Origin of the sequence: Phytohabitans rumicis, assembly GCF_011764445.1 — a bacterium.
Classification (GTDB): domain Bacteria; phylum Actinomycetota; class Actinomycetes; order Mycobacteriales; family Micromonosporaceae; genus Phytohabitans; species Phytohabitans rumicis.
Genome location: NZ_BLPG01000001.1, coordinates 7,195,203 through 7,212,052 on the forward strand (window position 1 = coordinate 7,195,203; position 16,850 = coordinate 7,212,052).

At 70.7% G+C, this 16,850-nt stretch carries 19 protein-coding genes; all 19 read right to left on the reverse strand.

What is annotated here, in order from left to right:
• Positions 1-3: 3 nt before the first annotated feature.
• Positions 4-558 carry an integrase gene (locus Prum_RS48885; protein WP_178132671.1) on the reverse strand — a complete coding sequence of 185 codons (555 nt, stop codon included), beginning with the start codon at positions 556-558 and terminating at the stop codon, positions 4-6.
• A gap of 491 nt (positions 559-1,049) precedes the next feature.
• Positions 1,050-3,134, reverse strand: a complete 2,085-nt coding sequence (locus Prum_RS32830; protein ID WP_173079976.1) for an ArdC family protein — start codon at positions 3,132-3,134, stop codon at positions 1,050-1,052.
• 91 nt (positions 3,135-3,225) lie between these two features.
• Positions 3,226-3,849, reverse strand: coding sequence for a hypothetical protein (locus Prum_RS32835; protein ID WP_173079977.1), 624 nt, complete (start codon positions 3,847-3,849; stop codon positions 3,226-3,228).
• 380 nt (positions 3,850-4,229) lie between these two features.
• A complete protein-coding gene (locus Prum_RS32840) occupies positions 4,230-5,306 on the reverse strand; it encodes a M23 family metallopeptidase (protein WP_173079978.1) in 1,077 nt (358 codons plus the stop codon).
• A gap of 172 nt (positions 5,307-5,478) precedes the next feature.
• Entirely contained in the window at positions 5,479-5,829 is a 351-nt protein-coding gene (locus Prum_RS32845) for a hypothetical protein (RefSeq protein ID WP_173072768.1), read from the reverse strand.
• The gene (locus Prum_RS32850) at positions 5,829-6,809 is read right to left on the reverse strand and encodes a hypothetical protein (protein WP_371871292.1); all 981 of its coding nucleotides are present in this window, start codon (positions 6,807-6,809) and stop codon (positions 5,829-5,831) included. The genes Prum_RS32845 and Prum_RS32850 overlap by 1 nt, the downstream gene beginning before the upstream one ends.
• Positions 6,810-7,233: 424 nt before the next feature.
• Positions 7,234-7,887, reverse strand: a complete 654-nt coding sequence (locus Prum_RS32855; RefSeq protein ID WP_173079979.1) for a hypothetical protein — start codon at positions 7,885-7,887, stop codon at positions 7,234-7,236.
• A 381-nt stretch (positions 7,888-8,268) separates the two neighbouring features.
• Complete coding sequence (locus Prum_RS32860; RefSeq protein WP_173079980.1) at positions 8,269-8,745, reverse strand: hypothetical protein; 477 nt, start codon at positions 8,743-8,745, stop codon at positions 8,269-8,271.
• A gap of 285 nt (positions 8,746-9,030) precedes the next feature.
• Positions 9,031-10,077 carry a GGDEF domain-containing protein gene (locus Prum_RS32865; RefSeq protein WP_173079981.1) on the reverse strand — a complete coding sequence of 349 codons (1,047 nt, stop codon included), beginning with the start codon at positions 10,075-10,077 and terminating at the stop codon, positions 9,031-9,033.
• 77 nt (positions 10,078-10,154) lie between these two features.
• A complete protein-coding gene (locus Prum_RS32870) occupies positions 10,155-10,520 on the reverse strand; it encodes a hypothetical protein (RefSeq protein WP_173079982.1) in 366 nt (121 codons plus the stop codon).
• 147 nt (positions 10,521-10,667) lie between these two features.
• The gene (locus Prum_RS32875; RefSeq protein WP_173079983.1) at positions 10,668-11,471 is read right to left on the reverse strand and encodes a hypothetical protein; all 804 of its coding nucleotides are present in this window, start codon (positions 11,469-11,471) and stop codon (positions 10,668-10,670) included.
• 92 nt (positions 11,472-11,563) lie between these two features.
• A complete protein-coding gene (locus Prum_RS32880; RefSeq protein WP_173079984.1) occupies positions 11,564-11,917 on the reverse strand; it encodes a hypothetical protein in 354 nt (117 codons plus the stop codon).
• Between the two features lie 184 nt (positions 11,918-12,101).
• Positions 12,102-12,497, reverse strand: a complete 396-nt coding sequence (locus Prum_RS32885; protein WP_173079985.1) for a hypothetical protein — start codon at positions 12,495-12,497, stop codon at positions 12,102-12,104.
• A gap of 344 nt (positions 12,498-12,841) precedes the next feature.
• Positions 12,842-13,285 carry a hypothetical protein gene (locus Prum_RS32890; protein WP_173079986.1) on the reverse strand — a complete coding sequence of 148 codons (444 nt, stop codon included), beginning with the start codon at positions 13,283-13,285 and terminating at the stop codon, positions 12,842-12,844.
• Between the two features lie 302 nt (positions 13,286-13,587).
• Complete coding sequence (locus Prum_RS32895; protein WP_173079987.1) at positions 13,588-14,208, reverse strand: hypothetical protein; 621 nt, start codon at positions 14,206-14,208, stop codon at positions 13,588-13,590.
• A gap of 107 nt (positions 14,209-14,315) precedes the next feature.
• Complete coding sequence (locus tag Prum_RS32900) at positions 14,316-14,900, reverse strand: hypothetical protein (protein ID WP_173079988.1); 585 nt, start codon at positions 14,898-14,900, stop codon at positions 14,316-14,318.
• A 148-nt stretch (positions 14,901-15,048) separates the two neighbouring features.
• A complete protein-coding gene (locus Prum_RS32905; RefSeq protein ID WP_173079989.1) occupies positions 15,049-15,627 on the reverse strand; it encodes a hypothetical protein in 579 nt (192 codons plus the stop codon).
• Entirely contained in the window at positions 15,549-15,743 is a 195-nt protein-coding gene (locus Prum_RS32910; protein ID WP_173079990.1) for a hypothetical protein, read from the reverse strand. Before Prum_RS32910 ends, Prum_RS32905 begins: the two co-directional genes overlap by 79 nt.
• 158 nt (positions 15,744-15,901) lie before the next feature.
• Complete coding sequence (locus Prum_RS32915) at positions 15,902-16,450, reverse strand: hypothetical protein (RefSeq protein WP_173079991.1); 549 nt, start codon at positions 16,448-16,450, stop codon at positions 15,902-15,904.
• Positions 16,451-16,850: the final 400 nt, after the last annotated feature.

Consider the following 16,850-nt stretch of genomic DNA (forward strand, 5'->3'; position numbering starts at 1 on the left):
AGGTCACGGCTGGCGCTGCCCACGTCGATGGCCTAGCGAACACGGAGAGTCACTGAAGGGACGCCGTCGGCGAACCAGCCCTTGTTTCTTTTTGGGCATGACGGGAAGGCCGAGGTTGACGGCTGTCCGTCGCATGTGGACGAGCTTCTGTTCGGCCGCGGCCAGACTGGTCTGTAGCCCCTCGACCTCACCGAGCCAGCTACGTTCGTGTGCTTCGGTGATGCGTTCGCGGAGGCTGGCGATGATGGCTTCGAGGCGCTGTTGTTGGGCAGGGTCCGGGCGCAGCATCGGGCAGCGGATGCAGGAGAATTCGTGCTGGCAGCTGGTGCCGTAGGCGCGCCTGCAGGTGCCGAGTTCAATTTTGCGTTTGGCGAAGTGCCCGAGAAACTCGTCCCATTCGCTGTCGGTGGGTTCGCGGTACTCCTCGCTCGGGCGCAGCTTGCGCCGGCGCGCGATGAACGCGCGGTGATGGCCGATGACGTCCTGGTCGTAGACGGCGACGTAGGTCTGGGTCGTAGCGATCGAGTCGTGGCCTAGGATCTTTGCGGCGATGTGCACGGGCAGGCCGGATGCGACCGCTTCGGTGGCGAAGAAAGCGCCGGAAGTCGTGTGGGCTGAAGGCGGCCGGGGTGCCGTCCGGGTTGGTGATTGCGGCTGCGGCGACGAGCTCGTCGAGGAGGTCCTTGACCCGGGTGTGCGTGATCGCGATGGTGTTCAATCCCCACCGACGCTGGAACAGGAACGGCAGTGGCGGGCTGTGAAGCCGTTCGGCGTGGTCGTACCGGGTGACCAGCGGCACGCGTTCGTTGCCGCCACGGACACGGTGGATGACCTGGGCGAACACGTTGGCCAGCTCCGGGCCTATAACCGGCAGTCGTTCCTTGTCAGTCTTGGACGGGGTGATCTGCAGCATCGGGATCACCTCGCCCGTGGTGGGCAGGGTGTAGGAGACGAAGGAGCGGTGGGTGATCTCCAACATCTCCCCGATCCGCACGCCTGTGTGCCGGAAGACCTCGACGCAGGCCCAGGCCCAGAACGCCCGCTCGTCCTCACGGAGCAGGTTCCGACGCAGCCGGGTTCCGTCCGGGGCGGTGCCGTAGATGACACCTGGCCGTCCTCCGCCGCCGAGCTGGGGGTCGGTGGGCCAGGGCGGTGCGGCGCAGCGTTTGCCCGGCGGCGGTGAACAGCTCGCCCGGCGCGACCTGGCGGGCCGCCGACAGTAGCGCGGCGGCGTTCGAGCGATGCTCCGAGGCGGTGTCCACGATGCGTGGCAGCAGCGGTGCGAGTTCGCGGATGCGTTGGTGGATCCGGGATTGGCGATGCTTGGCGGCCTTGGTCATGCCGGCCAGGTCACGGGAGTCAACAGGGGACGGTGCGGCCCACTGCGCCCACCGGGCAGGATCCTCAAGCGCCCAGTGGCTCAGGTCGGCGTAGAACGCGCGGACCGCCATCAGAATCGAGTAAGGGTCCTGGCGTTCTTGGCCGAGATTGTGGTTGCCGTAGCGGACGTGACGCAGCCGTTTCTTCCACGGCCGCGAGATCGCCTCGTCCAGGTGCAGTGAGTCGATGCCGGGATGGTGGAGTTCGAGGTCCTTCCAGAACAACAGGACCAGCTTGGTGGCCAGGCTGCGGATCGTCTTGTAGTCCAGACCGGGTTGCCGCTTGTGCAGGTAGTCGACGAACATGTCCCGCACTGGGCGGCAGACAACGTTGTAGCCGTCGACGATCTCCTCGATCGACAGCTGCCCGCGGCGGCTCGCGGCGAAGATAGTGGGCGGCGCATCGGCCGGCAGGATGCCCTCCTTGCGCAGCAGCGCGTACCACAGCGAGTGCTGCCGGGCGTTCGCGTAGCCGGTCTGCGCGCGGTATGCCTCGGCGCAGTCCACGACCGTGATATCGGCCAGGAGCCCGCCGTTGTGCATGAGCATCCGCGCCAGCTGGGTGAACGCGCTGCGGCGATCCAGGACGGTCAGCGCCCTGTTCGCATCGCATCGCGCAGTCAGGACGGCGAAGCCGGAAGGGTCGCGCAGCTGCTCGAACCGCTGGTAGAGGGTGTTCGACGGCGCCGAATACAGCCAGATGTAGCTCGGCCGGATCACGTCGAGCAGGATCAGCCTGCCAGCCGCCCCGGTCATCTGAGCCCGCCAGGCCCGACGGTCACTGGCCACACCATGCGCATCGGGCAAGTCGGTCCACGCCTTGCCGGCCGTATCAGCGCCAGAGGCGAGCCACCGCTGCTGCCAGGCCTCGCCCGGAAAGCCGGCCAACCAGCCCAGCAGCTGCCGAACCCCCAGGACGCGCCGCGACCGCTCCTTGCGCACGACGCCCGCCTCGAACGCCTCCGTTGCGGCCAGGATCTCCTCGACGCTGCGCTGCGAGGAGGTCCAGACGGTGGGCCGGGCGACCGCTGGGGTGGGCAAGGACGGCGTGACGAAGTCGTGCTCACCGGACTTGCGGCGGGACGGACGCGCGCCGCGCAGCAGCGTCGCGACGGTGAGCTCGAACGTGTAACCCTGATCCTTGATCAGAGCGATGAGGTCGTCGAACACACCGGTCGGATCGTCCCCGGTCAACAGCTGCGGCCCGTCGCCGCGCTGGAGGATGCGGCGGCGCACGATCGCGGTCGGTGGCTCGAACGGCTCCCCGTCGGTCTGCGACGGGTCAAAGGTGTTGGCCAGGCCGAAGCCCACCACCTGTACGGCCGGGCGGCCGGACGGTTCCCGCGCAACCTTGCGGCCGGCGGCTTCCCACTCGGAGGCCTGTTCCTCGGTTGGCCGCCGCCGGATCGGCGCCCAGATCTTGAACGCCTTCTCCCCGGCGCGCACATACCGGCTGTGGGCCTTCCACCCGGTCGAGCCGTCCCTCTTGCCGTACGGCAGGAAGTAGCGCGGTTCGATGCCGCGCTCCTCGGCCTGGACCAGCAGCAGGATCTGGTTGCCGAGGCTGTAGCGGGCACCGAACGTGGCGACGCGGTCGATGAACTCGACCCACCGCGCCGGCTCGGCGGCCATCGCTGCCAGCCGGGCGTCGAAATCGGCCTTGATCTTCGCCAGCAACTCGGCGCGATCCTCCGCGCCTATAGCTGTCTTGCTGGCCTTCCTGTTCCGCCCAGCCTTGATGGCTGTGCATTTCATAGGCCGGATCGTGAGCCCGCGCGGCGACGGTTCGCGATGGCCAGCGGCCCGCACGGCCGCTCGTCTCAGTGGCCGATGCCGGTTCGATGGGCTACTTGGCGCGGTCGTAGAACTCCCGCAGCGTGGCCAGTTGGAAGTCGTTGCTGTGGTGGCCGTACCGGCTGGGATCGGCGCGCCGGGCCACACGCCACAATTTGGCGTCGGTGGGGCGCAGCCAGCCACGCCGTTGCACCCGGGTGCGCAGGTCCCGAAGGGAACGCTCCACTGCGGACACATACACCGAGTCCGACGACGACGGTTCGGGTTGGCCCGCCAGCTCCTGCTCGACGTCCTGGTAACAGACCCGGCAGCACAGGATCCACTCGCAGTAGGTGGGGGTGGCCTGGCAACACAGGGTCAGATACGTGAGGCCGCCGGAGTTGGCCGTGTAGGGCCAACCCCGCTGGTCCACCAGCGGCGGCGACTGGATCCAGTAAGAGGCGAGGCCGATGACCAGCCGCTGCCGCTGCGGCTGTGGCAGCGCCACGATCTGGTGGAGCAGACCGTTGAGCGCCGCGCGCCGCATCCGGCCCGCACGCACCCAGCCCCAGCCGTTTGCGACAGCCGGATCAACGCCGGTGTCGGCGATGACACGGCGGTCGGTCTTGTCGTCGATATCTAACCGGGCGGCGATGTACGCCTGCAAACCGGGTGTCTGGTCGGGTAGACCCAGCATGTGACTCCTTAACAGGTGTAGTGGGTGATAGCGGCGGCGAGGTCGGCGATCTTGTCGCGAGTCCGGGTCGATCGCTTGGGTGGCCATTCATCCACGCTGCCGGAGAGGACCTCCGCGACCGTGGCTGCCGCGGATTTCGACGGCGGTTGTAGGCAAGACGCGGCAACTGCCGCGAGAAGCTGCAACGTGCGAGATCAGGTGCGGATCGTCGATTCAGGTACCGATGGCATGGCCCCTGCAGACATCGGGGCTTTGCCGCAGGCGACTCCCCAACTTGTCGGCGCTCCTGGCGCCGGTGCTCAGGACGGCTATGATGGGCAGCGAGCAGGGGAATGCCTGCGCCGATATGAAGGCGAGAACCTGAGATCCTTCATGAAGGTTTAGCCAGGTTGACCTAACGGTGCACCATGTTGGGCCATGAATGGCTCCGGCGGAACTGCACCGTCCGATGTGGAATCTGAGTTGACATGCACCTCGAAGTGGAGGTGTGGTCCGCTGGAATGGCCGGTGCTGCCGACCACTCCGATCGGGGCACCGACGGGTACCGCGTCTCCTACGTGGACGGTTGGCTGGCGGCCGAGGTGGCAGTATCTGGTTATTATTCCGCCTTCGTGGGCCAGGTCGATGTACCAGCCACAGCCGCGGGTCAGGTCCTTGTCGCCGTCGCGGTGGCAACCCCAGTCACTGTCGTCGCGGACGTCGATGGCGTTGCAGCGAACGCGGACGACCTGTCCGGCTGCCGCGGCCCGGACGATGGTGCCGCGGGGTGCGCCGAGGTCCACGCCGTCGTGGGTCGGACGTTCGGCTGTCCGGAAGCCGGAGGTGACCGGTGCCTGGACGGGCTGGGTCCAGCCGTTGGGGGCGCAGCTGGCCAGGCCCAAGGTCTCGCTGATCGTGGTGACTAGCTTGGCGGCGTGCTCCGCCCACTTCTGGTAGGCGTTCGGGCGCGCCGATTTCTGTACCGCTTGTGCGGCCTCGGCCAGAGGCATCGTCTGCCAGCCGTCGACGGTGGCGAGTTTGCGGTAGAACGCTTGGGATGCGTAGACGGGGTCGGTGAGCTCCTGCGGTGTGCCCCAGCCTTGGCTGGGGCGTTGTTGGAACAGGCCGAGGCTGTCGTGGTCGACCGGGGTGGTGAGGTTGTAGAGGCTGGATTCGGTGATAGCGGTGGCGACGGCGATTACCCAGGCCTGGCTGGGTAGGCCGGTGTCGGCGCCGACCTGGATGATGGTGACGGCGTTGCCGACCTGTTCGGAGTTGAATGGCTCGATCGGTGACCATTGCTTGGGCGGCCCGGACGTTGTTGCGGGGGCGGCGCCGGTGCTGTGTGTTGCGGTGGGGCTGGCGGTGGTGGTGCAGGCGGATGCGGTGCCGCCGGTGAGCACGGCGGTGCCGGCGCCGCAGACGAGGACGATGCCAAGGCCGGCGGCGACGATGGTGGCGATCGCGCGGCTGCTCATGGGTGATTCTGCCGTGGTGGTGGGCTGGGCATGGTTACCTCCGGGACGTGGGGTTGGGCGACGGGCACGCAAGCTGCTAGGCGACGGGCATGAGGGTGTGCTGGCCGGCCTTTGCGACAGGGCGACGGGTGGAGCGCGACGGCGTGGAGGAAGGCGCGGTCGACCGGCCGGCTCACGTCGGCGGTGTGCCGCCGTTGTCTGCCATCGGTGGCACCCCGCCACGGGAGGTGGATCCATTGGCGGCGTCGTCTGGCGTGGTCGGCGGTGGCTGCTGGGCGCCCGGGGTGAGGGGCGGACCGGTCAGGTGGCCGTCGGCGAGCATCGAGGCCATCAGCCGGGCGGGCGGGATGGGCCAGTTGAGCAGGCCGAACTCGCCAGCTCGGCGGATCCGTTCGACCTGCCGGCGGCTGATCCTGTGGCGGGCCCCGATCGTGTCCAGAGGCTCGTCGGGGTGCGTGCTCAGGTCGGCCCAGACGGTCTGCCACGTCTGGTACTGCTCCTGCTGGATGGGGATCTGGCGCATCAGATCCACCGGTGGCTGCCGGCTGTCAGAGGTCTCGTCCTCGGCGAGATCTGGCCGATCCGCATCGCCGCCGGTCGCCGAGCCGGCCGGGCTACCGCCATTCTTCGGCCAGCTGGCCCGCTGCTCGATCTGTGCTGCTGGTAGTGCGGTGATGGCGGGGGCCAGCCGAGCCGTCCACGTGGTGTAGTCGATCTGGTCGGCGAGGTCGGCGGCGAGCCGGTCCATGTCGATGGTGCGGACGGCGATCTCGGCCATGAGTGGGTCGGCCTGGTCGGCGCGGACGACCTGTTCGACGGCCTTGGCGATGGCTGGGCGTCGCTTGTCGGCCCGGATGGCACGTTGGGCGGCTTCCAGCGACTCGTGCAGGCCCAGCGGCCGCCACCTTCCGTGGGGTCGTGGGTTCCGGTGCGGGCGAGTTCGGCGGCGCGGGCGGTCGATAGCGGGTAGCGCAGGCGTCGCCAGAGCCCGTAGTCGGGGGCGGTGTCGGCGAGCTTGCCGGTGGCGCGTAGGGCGTCCCGGCGGCGGGCGGCGGCGTGCAGCAGCCATAGCAGGTACGCCGCTGCGGACAGCAGGCCGAACCCGGCGGACCAGTACAGGTGCGGCCAGTGACCGGCGATCAGGATCCCGACCGCGACCGCGGCGACCGTCGTGGAGAAGACGCGAAATCCGTAGGCGCGTTCGCCGAGCCGCATCCGTTGGTCGGCCATCGCGGCCAGGGCCATGGCGAGCATTTCCAGGCAGAGCGCGAACGGTAGCACCGCTGCCACCCGCGCGGCGGTGGGTAGGGACGAGTTCCAGGGGATGTGGGTGACCGCGACCCAGGTTTGGCCGATGACCGCGCCGGCGGCGGCGACGGTGTAGAACCAGTAGGCCAGCCGCGCTGGCGACCACCGTGGCGGCGGCAACACCGCTGGAGTCCCGCCTGCGGCCGGTGTGGGCGCGGTCGGCCAGGCCGGTTCGGGTAGGTCGGTCATCGGCATGGCGGCCACCACCGTGCCGCGCGGTCCGCGGCCAGCGGATGAGGCGGCGCCTTCGAGGGGCCGGACGGTCGATGCGGACGATCGCTACTGCTGCGGCGGTCGACGCCGATGACGGTCGGCGAGCGGTCCGGCGGCGCCAGCCGGCCGGCCGGGCCGCGCTCGGGGTGGTGTGCGTCGGGTGTCGTTGGTGGGTGTGCGCCGCTGGCCGGAGTCGGCCGGTGCGCTGGCGGTGGATCACGGCAACGCTCCCTTCCACGAATGAAGGGCGCGGTGTGCCGAGGCCCTCGCGTGGGGCGTCGGCACACACACGCGAGGGGTTGGGTTGGTGGGATCTCGACACTGGTCGCCGAGAGTGGGACGGGGTAGGTGGCTGGTCGTGCGACCTACCAGCCGCGGGGCCGGTGACAGGGGATCTGGACCTGGGTCAGAGCGCGGTCGCGGGTCCTGATGCGCTGGTGTACCGGACGGCGTGGCGGGTGGCTGTCCGGATGGCGCGGTGGTCGGCGACCAGGTGCCGGACGGCGTCGCGGACCGGGGCCTTGGCGATGCCCAGGACCCGGGCTAGTTCGCCGATGGTGAAGCCTTGCCCGGGGTGGCTGTCCAGGTGCGCGGCGACCAGGTCCCGTACGGCGCCGTCGGGAAGCCGCCCGGACGGGGTGTTGGCCCGGATCTGGTCTGCCGGTCGGGGTACGGCCGCTGCGGGTGCGGGGCGCGCGAGTGGGTGCCAGCCGGGGATCTGGGTGCGGATCTGGTCGCCTTCGGCGTCGGTCAACGCGACCGCCGGCAGGTACTCAACCTGCTTACGAAGAGCGTGGTAGATGCGGTGCCAGCCGTCGATGGGCAGGTTTCCGCCGGCGCCGGGCAGTGGGGCAAGGATCAGCGGCTGGGTCAGGTCGGTGCTCATCGCGTGGTCCGCATCGACGCGGATCAGGCCGATGGCCAGGTAGCTGTGCAGCGGCCCCACCGCGATCAGCTGGTGGGGGCGTCCGGCGACGATGGCGCGGGCGGCGGTGATGTCCCACACCCAGCGGGCGAACGTGAACGTTTCCCGCGCCTGCTCGTTGGGGTGGCCGGTCACCGCTGGTTCGCGGCCGGTGATGGCCGTCGCGACGGACCGGCGGTGTGTCGCGCGGCGAGGACAGGGACCATGATCAATCCTTTCTGGTCGAGGATGGATGTGGGCGCCCCGCGACAGACCGGCACCGTCTGGGTACCCGGTCGGTGCAGCCGGCCCCAGGGATGTCGACGGATCGGCCTGTCGCGACAGGCCGTGGTCCCGTCGCGACCGGCGTCGCTCCTGTCGCGACTGAGGGCTTGTGGAGCTCGGCCGCGGGCGGTGACTCATCGGCCGTGGCATGGGCGCCATGCCTGGTCCGTCGGTGTGGACCAGGCTGTGGTTGTTGGCGCAGTCGCGGGCATCGCGGGCGTCCCGGCAGCACCTGGTCGACGACACGCGGTGTCATCGACGGCGACGGCGATGGGGGCGCGGGCCTGGGCTGGGGTCGGGCAGGGTGAACTGGAACAGGTCCGCGTCTTCGTTCGCTGCCGGGTAGCAGTCGCCGCGGTACCAGTCCCAGGCCGCGGCGAGCATGTCGGTGACGAGCGTTTCGTCGGGCCACTCGTCGTCGAGGTCGACGTGCCATAGCCGTCGCCCCGCCCGGTCGTAGGCGGCGACCAGCGCGGCGGACGAGCCAGTGACGTCTTCGTCCATGCTGAACACCAGCCGCGCCACCTGAGGGCGGGTGCGGCGGGCCGCGACTGCGGCCTCGGCGGCCAACAGGTCGGCGTAGCCGGCATCAGCGTGTTCGGCCGCCTGCCGGGCCGTGCCCAGCACCGTTTCGCGTTCACGGTCCGGCAAGCTCATGTACCGGCCGGCGACAGGTAGGGGCGCGAGCCGGCAATGGTGCAGCCGGATCGGGAACCGGCGGCGGGTCATGGCCGGCTGTGCTGGATGTCGAGCATGCGCTTGCCCTCCAAAAGCAGGTGTGGTGCGGAAACCGCAAGGCAGTCGCCGGTCTGGTCGCCACAACGAAATGGTCCGGACGTCCCCAATGGACGAACGGTTTTCCTGGCCCGGACGCTGAGCAGCCAGTAGGTCGGGGGCATCGGCCAGGCGCTGGTGTGTCCGGCCGTCGGGCCAGCGGGTCGGGCTCGTGCCGGCTGCTTTGGTCCACCCTGGGTCCGGCGTGGGGTAACCAGGGCGCTGCGAGGCGGTCAGTGGTCAGGCCAGGACGTCGGCGGTGGTGATGACGTGCTGGACCCGCTGCGCGAGTGCGCCGTAGCGGTCGGCCTCGGTCTGGCTGATGCGGCTGATGCCGGCCCGCCACGTCGCACTGGCCGAGACGTCGGCCAAGCCGGGCGGCGCGGGTGGGGCTGTGCCGCTCGGGTCGAGGGCGGTGGCCTCGGGTGTCCGGGTGACCTGGGCCCATCGGTCGTGCAGGGTCCGTAACGCGTGGTGCACGCCGCGGGCTTCGGCGGCGGTGAGGTAGAGGCGCAGCAGCCGGTCTGGTCGCGCGGCCACCGTCTGCGGTGCGAACAGTGGTTCGGGCCGACGCAGTTGGGGGAGCAGGCCGTCGTGTCGGGGGATGCCGTCGCGGTCGGGGTCGTAGACCGCGCTGCGGTGGCCGCCGGCCGTCTTGACCGTCTGCATGGCAGCGTCCGCGCAGGCCAGCACCTGCTCGGGGTGGCCGGCGTGGGTGCTGGCGATCCCGACGCTGACCCGTGGCCGCATCCGGGTCGCCGCGACCACGGTCGGCTGGGCCAGACAGGCGTCGACCGCGGCGCGGAGCTGTTCGGGCGACAGGCTCGTGGACAGGATGCCGAACTCGTCCCCGCCGAGCCGTACCACCGTGCCGTGGGCGCCGGCCGCGGCACGCAGCCGCCGGGCGATCGTGGTCAGGTAGCGGTCGCCTTCGGCGTGCCCGACGGTGTTGATTTCGTTGAGGTTGTCCACGTCGGCAACCGCGACCGTCAACGCGACGCCGGACCGGTCGGCTTCGCGCAGCAGGTGGTCGGCGACCGCGCGGGTGGCCAGGCCGGTGACCGGGTCGGTGTAGGCGGCGCCGAGCAGGTCACGGGTGCCGGTCGTCCCAGTGTGGAGGCCGGCCAGAAACGCCAAGCTGCTAGCGATGAACACCGCGGCGACCATCCAGGCGTGGCCGGTGAGCAGGTAGAGACAGCTGCCGGCCAGCACGGTGGCTGCGGCGAAGGCCAGCAACCGGTCGCGGTAGCGGCGCCAGCTGGTCAATGAGTGCAGAAAGGAAGCCATCAGGGCACGCCCTTCATCGGTGGGTCAGCGCCGGGGCGACGGGTCTGTGACCCGTGCACAGGGTTTGGGCGCGCCGGTTAGAAGCTGACGATCCAGGGCCATAGCGGGCCGGCGATGCGGTAGAGGCCGTCCGCGTCCGGTGGCAGGGGTTCGACGGGGGTGTCGCGGTCGCCGAAGCGGGCCAGGATGTGCACGGCGCCGTCGTGCACGGTGATGACAGGCAGCAGCCGGCCGGGTTCGGGGTCGGTGTGCCAGCGGTCGATGGTGTCGCCGGCGAGCCGCTGGAGCACCGGCAGGCTGACCCGGGCGATCGGGTTGGTGTGTCGGCGGCGGCGGGTGGCCACCAGCGCCGGGTACGGGGCGGGCAGGTCGGGCAGCCCGATCCAGGCGGGTGTCCATCGTGGACGCTGGGAGGTGTCGACGGTGTATGCCGTGGGTGGCATGGCGCGCTCCTTCGCAGATGGGGGTGCGCGCGTCGCCGCCTGCGTCGCCGCAGGCGGGTGCAAGCGGCGACGCGGTTTCCAGGTGCAAACGGGTTGCGTTGTCCGGGGCCGCCCGTGCAGGGGCGCTGCGGCCAGCGGATTGCGGGGTTAGGAGTTTTCGCTGCCTTGCAGGGTGACGGACAGCAGCACGGTCCTGGGCTCGCATTCGGCCAGGTGTGCGGCGGTGAGCTGGTGGTAGGCCTGCCGGTGTGGCCAGGTGTGCGAGGTGCATGGCAGCAGCTGCCCGGTCGACGTGATCGGGCGGCCGTCGACGCCGATCAGCATGTCGCCGTAGAGCAGAACACCGGCACGGTGGTCGCCGTATGCGGCGGGCCCGTCGTCGTGGGCGGCAAGGCCCGGTCCGTAGTCGTCGAGCGCGAACCGGTCGTCCGGATCGGTGGTGAACTCGTCGTGGGCGATCATGGTCGCGATCCGGGGTTGCGCGGTGAACTCGCAGACCGCGGTGGCATACGGGTAGTGGTCGGGGTCGGCCTCGGTGCGGTCGGCGAACTGCGACCACGGCGCCGCCGGCGGTGTCCCGGCGACAATGGTTTGGTGCCGCTGCCACAGCTGCCTGGCCGCGTCGGCGGCGACGATGTCGCGGGTGGCCGGCAGGTCCAGCAGGCCGAGCGGTCCGCCCGCGCAGCCAGTTCGCCCGTCCACGGTACGGGCGAAGATCAGCTGCCGGTGTTCCGGCTCGGACAGACCGGCCCGGGCCAGGTAGGCCGTCTCGCTCAGGCGTAGGTCGATCTGCGGATGAAACAGCGCCGGCAGCCGGGTCTGGAGTGCGGTGGTCGCGGCGGCCTGGTTGTCGCAACTGCCAGGCGGCAGGCACACCACGACCCTCAGGCCCGACACAAGCGGGTGTTCGCCGTGGCCCTCGGGTGAGCTGAGAAGGTCGAAGATTGTCATGCGGATGAGAACCCCTCTTTCTGGGACGGCCGCCGCTGGCGGCGCGGCCGGGTCGTGGTGACGGCGGCAGGCCGCGCCGGATGGCGGCGGGCCTATTCGGCGATTTCGCAGCGCAGGGCCGTGATGGCCGCAGCGGCCGCGTCCAGCACGGTGGAGTAGGTAGCGGCGTGGGCGCCGCCAGCGGTGTAGAGCGGGAAGCCGACGCCTTGTGTGCGGTTGTGGATCCGCACGCTCCAACCGCCCTCACCGTCGCACGCGGGTGGGGATAGGTATGCGCTGACATCGACGGCGCCGACCGGTGGTGAGATCGCGATGGTGTGGGTCGCCCCGCTGATCGCCTGTGACGTGGCGGCCGACCAGCCGTCCGGCAGCAAGCTGCGGACCTCGGGCAGGTGCGCGGCAGCCAGTCGGGCGGAGACGGCGACGACCCGCCGATTGTGGGCCATGCGCTGGCGATGGTCGAGCTCGGCGTGGCTGACCCATCCGCTGGAGTCGACATCAAGGATCAGGTAGCTGCCGCACGACGGGCACCACCACCGACCACGTGGCGCCGTGGTTGGGGTGCCGCCGCAGCGTGCGCAACGTATCCGTGCCGTCGCCGGCTGCGGGGCACAGCCCGATTCGGCTGCCTCAGGCATCGTCGCCACCGGGGTCGGTCAGTCGCAGGACGGCGCGGGGCGGCAGGACGGCGGTTTCGCCGTTGTCGAGGGTGATGACCCACCAGCCGTCGCGGCCCTGCCAAGGTGGGGCGCAGATGACGTGGATGGCGCCGTCGTAGGCGACTACCTGATCGCTGACAGCGAGCAGGTGGACTGGTTGCAGGCGTATCCCGGCGGCGGGGCGGATCAGCCACGGCGCGACCAGCGGCGTGAGCGGTGTCGCGATGTGGTAGTGGACCCCGACGCGGACCGGGGCGATCGAGGTGATGGTGGCGGGTAGCCAGCTGGCGCGGGCGTTGACGTGCACCTGCTGGCCCAGACGCAGCGTCGGGCTCTGGACGGTTGGGGTGTGTGTTGGGTGGCTCACGATCCGGGTCTCCTTTGTGGACAGACGGAGTCCGGGCGCGGCCGGTGTGGCCGTGCCCGGACGTGCGCGTGCGCGCGGGCGGGTCAGTGGCCGGGCAACGGCCGCGGAGAAGCGGTGGATGGTCTACAGCAGGGCTGCGCTGTGTCGCGGCGCCGCGTTGGGCATGCGCTGGCGCGGGCGCCGCGCTATTGCTGTGTTTGGGTCAGCACCGGGCGGGCCGCCCCGACGAGGTGGGCCTATGGGCTGCAACGCTGGGTCGAGGCGGCGGATCGGACGGTCGCTGAGGCGGTGGATCACCCGGCAGCGCCGCCGTGACTGGGCTGTCTACCCCAACACGGCCACGGTCAGTCGACAGCGGCCGTGGTGATCGGCTCGCAGGCGGCGCAGGTCGCCGCCGTAGCGTCGACCTCGATGAGGGGGTGCGGGGCGAGACGGCCGAAAATGGTTGCCAGGGCGAGCACCGGAGCAGTCAGGTGGTCGTCCGCGGCGATGTCGATGTGCCCGGCCACGCTTACCGGTACCCGCCACAGCCGCCGCGGTTCGCCATCAACGTCGGGTTCGGTGCCCGCGGCGCCGATCGGGCGGGCGGCCTGCGGGTCGACGTTGAGGTCAACGAACAGGCCGGCGTGCGGAGCCAGTACGGCGGCGACGGTGGCCATGGCGAGCAAGCGTGCGTGGCTGGTGTGGTTGGCAAGGACGGTGACGGTCACCGGCAGCGTGCCGGTCACCCGGTACTGCGGACCGGCCGGATCGTCGGTACCGGCCAGGATGTTGGTGGACTCGGTCATCGTGGTCTCCTGTGCGTGGGTGGGCTCCGGGTGGCATAGGCCACCGAGCGGAGCGACGGAACAAGGAATCGCGGCGCGATTTGCAACGGCGTGGAGCGCCGATCGGCGCTGCGGCTCATCGGCGTGCGGGATCCGGCCAGCGCAAAGGCGATTGCAGGCTGGAAGCTGGATAGGACAGCAAGGTGGTCGGTCGACCGGCCCGCCGCGCTGCTGTGTCAAGTGGTGCCTGGCGGACGGGTCGGGGTCGATCGGCCGTCAGCGCCAGGTGCTTGCGCGCCTGCAGTAGGCCCAGGCGAACGTGTTCAGTCGAGATCGTCTGGGTTGAGGCTGCCGTTGGCTTCGGCGCCGTCGTGTCGCATACCGCTGGTGTAGATGTCGACGACGGATCCGACCAGGTCGTCGCGGACGGCTTCTTCGGCTTGCTCGTATGCGTCGTCCTCGTCGCGGGCGTAGACGGTGACCGCGACCGGGACCAGGAGGTTGACCCGGTATTGCTCGGTCAGCTCGTCGACGCCGAACTGGTCGAGGGTGCGGTTGGTGCCGGAGAGGCAGATCTGACCGTCCGCCACGGCATGCGCGGCGCGGCGGCGTACGTCGGCGTGGAAGTCATCCAGTTCCTGCTGCGCCCGGTCGGCTGTTGCGTGCGCGGCGTCGGCGGCGCTGTCGGTGTCGTCGGCGAACCCGACCAGCCAGCGGTGCAGGCCGGCGACGGTGTCCAGGCCCGGGATCGGGCCACAGTCGGCGACCAGCCGGGCGGCGACCTGGTGCAGCCATGCCGGTGGCGCGACGGGTTGGCCGTCGATGGCGAACCACGAGTGGGCCAGGATCAGCTCGACGGCGGTGAGCTGCTCGGCGACGCCGAGTTCGACGAGGTTCGCCGGTGTGGTGTCGGTGGTGGCGGTCTGGATCGTGGAGTCGGTCACGGCCGGGTGTCTCCTATCGCGAGTGGGTGGATACGAAGAACGCCACCTGCGGCGGATGCCGAGGTGGCGTGGGCAAACGGGTGCGGTACGGGGGTGCGGCAGGTGCTTTACTCGCCGGTGAGGTCGGTGCAGACCGCCTCGCTGATGTCGATGTCCATCCCGTACGGCGGGTGGAGCTCGTCGCGGAGCCGGTCGGTCGCCCGGTTCCTGGCTTCCTCGTCACCGGCCGCGTCGACGTGGACGACGATCGGGACCTGCAAGGTGACCGTGTGCGGGGTGGGGATCGGTGGCATACCCCAGTCCTGCAACGCCGACGCCAGAGACTGCGCCAGGCGCGGCTGGGTGGCCAGCGCGTCGAGAGCGGCCGTCCGGATGTCTGCCTGCAGTCGGTGCAGTGCCCGGCGGTGCCGGTCGGTGCCGGCCTGGGCAGCGGCCCGCCGTTGCAGGTTCGCGCGGGCGTCCTCAACGAGCCGGGCGACGCAGCCGCAGAGCTCGTCGTCGGAGTGGTTATGCCTGGCCGGGTCGGGCTCCGGTCCGATGGCCCGGTGTGCGGCGGCCGCGGCGGCTGACAGGAATGACTGGACGATCGGGTCAGCGGCCGGCCCGGAGCCATGCTCGGCCCAGGCGCGGGTCAGTACAGCGCGGACCCGTTCGTCGTCGAGCAGACCGCTCGGCTGGTTAGCGATGCTCATGTGGTTCTCCTGTGAGGTGAGAGCTCGGCGCGCACCAAGGCGCCGAGCGGTGTTGACAGGCACATATGCGACGTCGCGGTCCCGCCGCGGTGTCGGCGGGACCGCAGAAGCGTGCCCGGACGGGTCGTGCGGGCCGCTCAGCTTGCGGTCAGCGCCGCCAGCCGCACGTTCGGGGCAGGCTGTCCAGCAGCCGGTTGGCGAGCCTCAGGTACTCCACCAGGTCGTTCAGGCGTGCGGAGGTGGGCGTGAACCAGCCCGGCGGCCCGGAAGCGACCGCGACCGCGTCCGCCGGCACGGTGGCGACCGCGTCGGCGGGGACGGCCGCGAGGGCGGCGAGCCGGGTGTAGGCGTCGGCGCCGGCTTGGAATGCTTCGAGATGCTCAGTGGAAAGCTGGTGCGCCGGGTGCACGGCGGCGTTGTAGACGGCCATCGCCTGGTAGCGGGGCTGGCTGGTGTAAGCCTGCTCGGCGCGGGCCAACGGCCACCGATCGGGGTCCTCGTGGTGCCGGTCCTCGAAAGTCCAGTACGGACGCGCCGGCGGGGTCTTGGCGACCACATGCTGCCACAGCTGCCAGAGGTCGGCGGCGTGCGCGGCGGCGGCGTGGCGCATGCCGGCCAGGTCGAGCTGGCAGATCGGCCCGCCGAACGTCAGGGCCGGTGCCGGGCGGCGCTGCCGACGGATGAACCGGCGCGGAGCAGGCCCGGGCTGGGTGACGAAATGGTCCACGGGCCGACCGGGGTCAGGCCGAGCGCGGCCAGCCGGGCGCCGGCCACATCGGCCAGGTCGTCCACCGCGGTGGCGGCGGGCACGCAGACCACGACGGTGCGCGAATCGATGAACACGGGGAAACCTCCTCTTACTCGGCACGGGTGAAAGGGGCCGCGGCCAGTGCGGTAGACGTCAGGCCACGGGCGGCGGCGTCGCCCGGCGGTGCGGGGTGACGCCGGAAGGCACCGGCCAGTGGGCGCCGCCCGAAGGCCAGACCGGGCGGGGGCGGTGCTCAGATGGCGACGGTGATGAGCACGTCGTTGGGGTTGGCTTGGGCCAGCAGGCCGGTGGCGTGCTGGACGAAGGCGAGCAGGGCGTCGGGTGTGCTGGCGGTGGGCTGTTGTGGCAGCCAGCCGTTGCGCATGACGACCAACACGTCGCCGACCACACGGCGCAGGCGGTGGTAGGCCACATAGGTCTGCTCGCCGGCGCGTAGCAGGTCGGCTTCGGCCGGGCGGGGTCGACGCCCGCGTACCGTTCCGGTGCGCGTCCACCGCCGAAATCGGGAGCGTGCCTCCTGGCCTGCGATGGCGCCGGTGCCGGCGAGGTCCAGCAGGTTCAGCGGTCCGCCGGCACACCACGTGCGGTGCCCGCTGCGCGGGGCGGCGAGTAGCGGCGACGCGGACGGCGGTGCGGCGGCCAGCAGCCGGCGGTGCGGCTGGATCTCGTCGTCGAAGTAGGTGGCCAGCGGGATCGTCCAGTCGTCGATGCCCAGGTGGTCGGCCGGGTACCAGAAGGTGATGGTGCGGACCATGACACCGCGGGGCATGGCGATCGGCATGGGAGGACTCCTTCCACGGGGTAGACGGGTTGCCCGCGCATGGCGAGGGCAGGGGTCACCGTTCTGCGCGGCGGCAGGCACGGCGTGTTGGGGGTGAGGCAGGGGGGATTGGCCGGGCGTACCCGTGAGTGGGTGCCGGCTGAGCCGCCGTGAGCGTCCAGAAAGCTGGATCTGGGCTGGCGGTGGCCGTCAAGAGCGGCCAGAAAAGGTGGTGTGGGTGGGCGCGGGCTGCGCGGGCAGTGACGCGGCCGACCGGCCGATTGCGGCGGGTGGGTTGATGCGGCTGCGACCGCGAGCGGGCAACGCCCGGGGTGGTGCTCAAATCTCTGTTGAGCTGTGACCGTACCGCGCCAACCCAACAGATCACGCCGCCGCGTCAAGCCCCGTACGGCAGCCGTGA

Bases quoted from the DNA above. Each gene is read 5' to 3' on its own strand.
- Prum_RS32830 (WP_173079976.1), bottom strand. From the start codon at position 3,134: ATGAAATGCACAGCCATCAAGGCTGGGCGGAACAGGAAGGCCAGCAAG.
- Prum_RS32835 (WP_173079977.1), bottom strand. From the start codon at position 3,849: ATGCTGGGTCTACCCGACCAGACACCCGGTTTGCAGGCGTACATCGCC.
- Prum_RS32840 (WP_173079978.1), bottom strand. From the start codon at position 5,306: ATGAGCAGCCGCGCGATCGCCACCATCGTCGCCGCCGGCCTTGGCATC.
- Prum_RS32845 (WP_173072768.1), bottom strand. From the start codon at position 5,829: ATGCGCCAGATCCCCATCCAGCAGGAGCAGTACCAGACGTGGCAGACC.
- Prum_RS32850 (WP_371871292.1), bottom strand. From the start codon at position 6,809: ATGCCGATGACCGACCTACCCGAACCGGCCTGGCCGACCGCGCCCACA.
- Prum_RS32860 (WP_173079980.1), bottom strand. From the start codon at position 8,745: ATGACCCGCCGCCGGTTCCCGATCCGGCTGCACCATTGCCGGCTCGCG.
- Prum_RS32865 (WP_173079981.1), bottom strand. From the start codon at position 10,077: ATGGCTTCCTTTCTGCACTCATTGACCAGCTGGCGCCGCTACCGCGAC.
- Prum_RS32870 (WP_173079982.1), bottom strand. From the start codon at position 10,520: ATGCCACCCACGGCATACACCGTCGACACCTCCCAGCGTCCACGATGG.
- Prum_RS32875 (WP_173079983.1), bottom strand. From the start codon at position 11,471: ATGACAATCTTCGACCTTCTCAGCTCACCCGAGGGCCACGGCGAACAC.
- Prum_RS32880 (WP_173079984.1), bottom strand. From the start codon at position 11,917: ATGGCCCACAATCGGCGGGTCGTCGCCGTCTCCGCCCGACTGGCTGCC.
- Prum_RS32890 (WP_173079986.1), bottom strand. From the start codon at position 13,285: ATGACCGAGTCCACCAACATCCTGGCCGGTACCGACGATCCGGCCGGT.
- Prum_RS32900 (WP_173079988.1), bottom strand. From the start codon at position 14,900: ATGAGCATCGCTAACCAGCCGAGCGGTCTGCTCGACGACGAACGGGTC.
- Prum_RS32915 (WP_173079991.1), bottom strand. From the start codon at position 16,450: ATGCCGATCGCCATGCCCCGCGGTGTCATGGTCCGCACCATCACCTTC.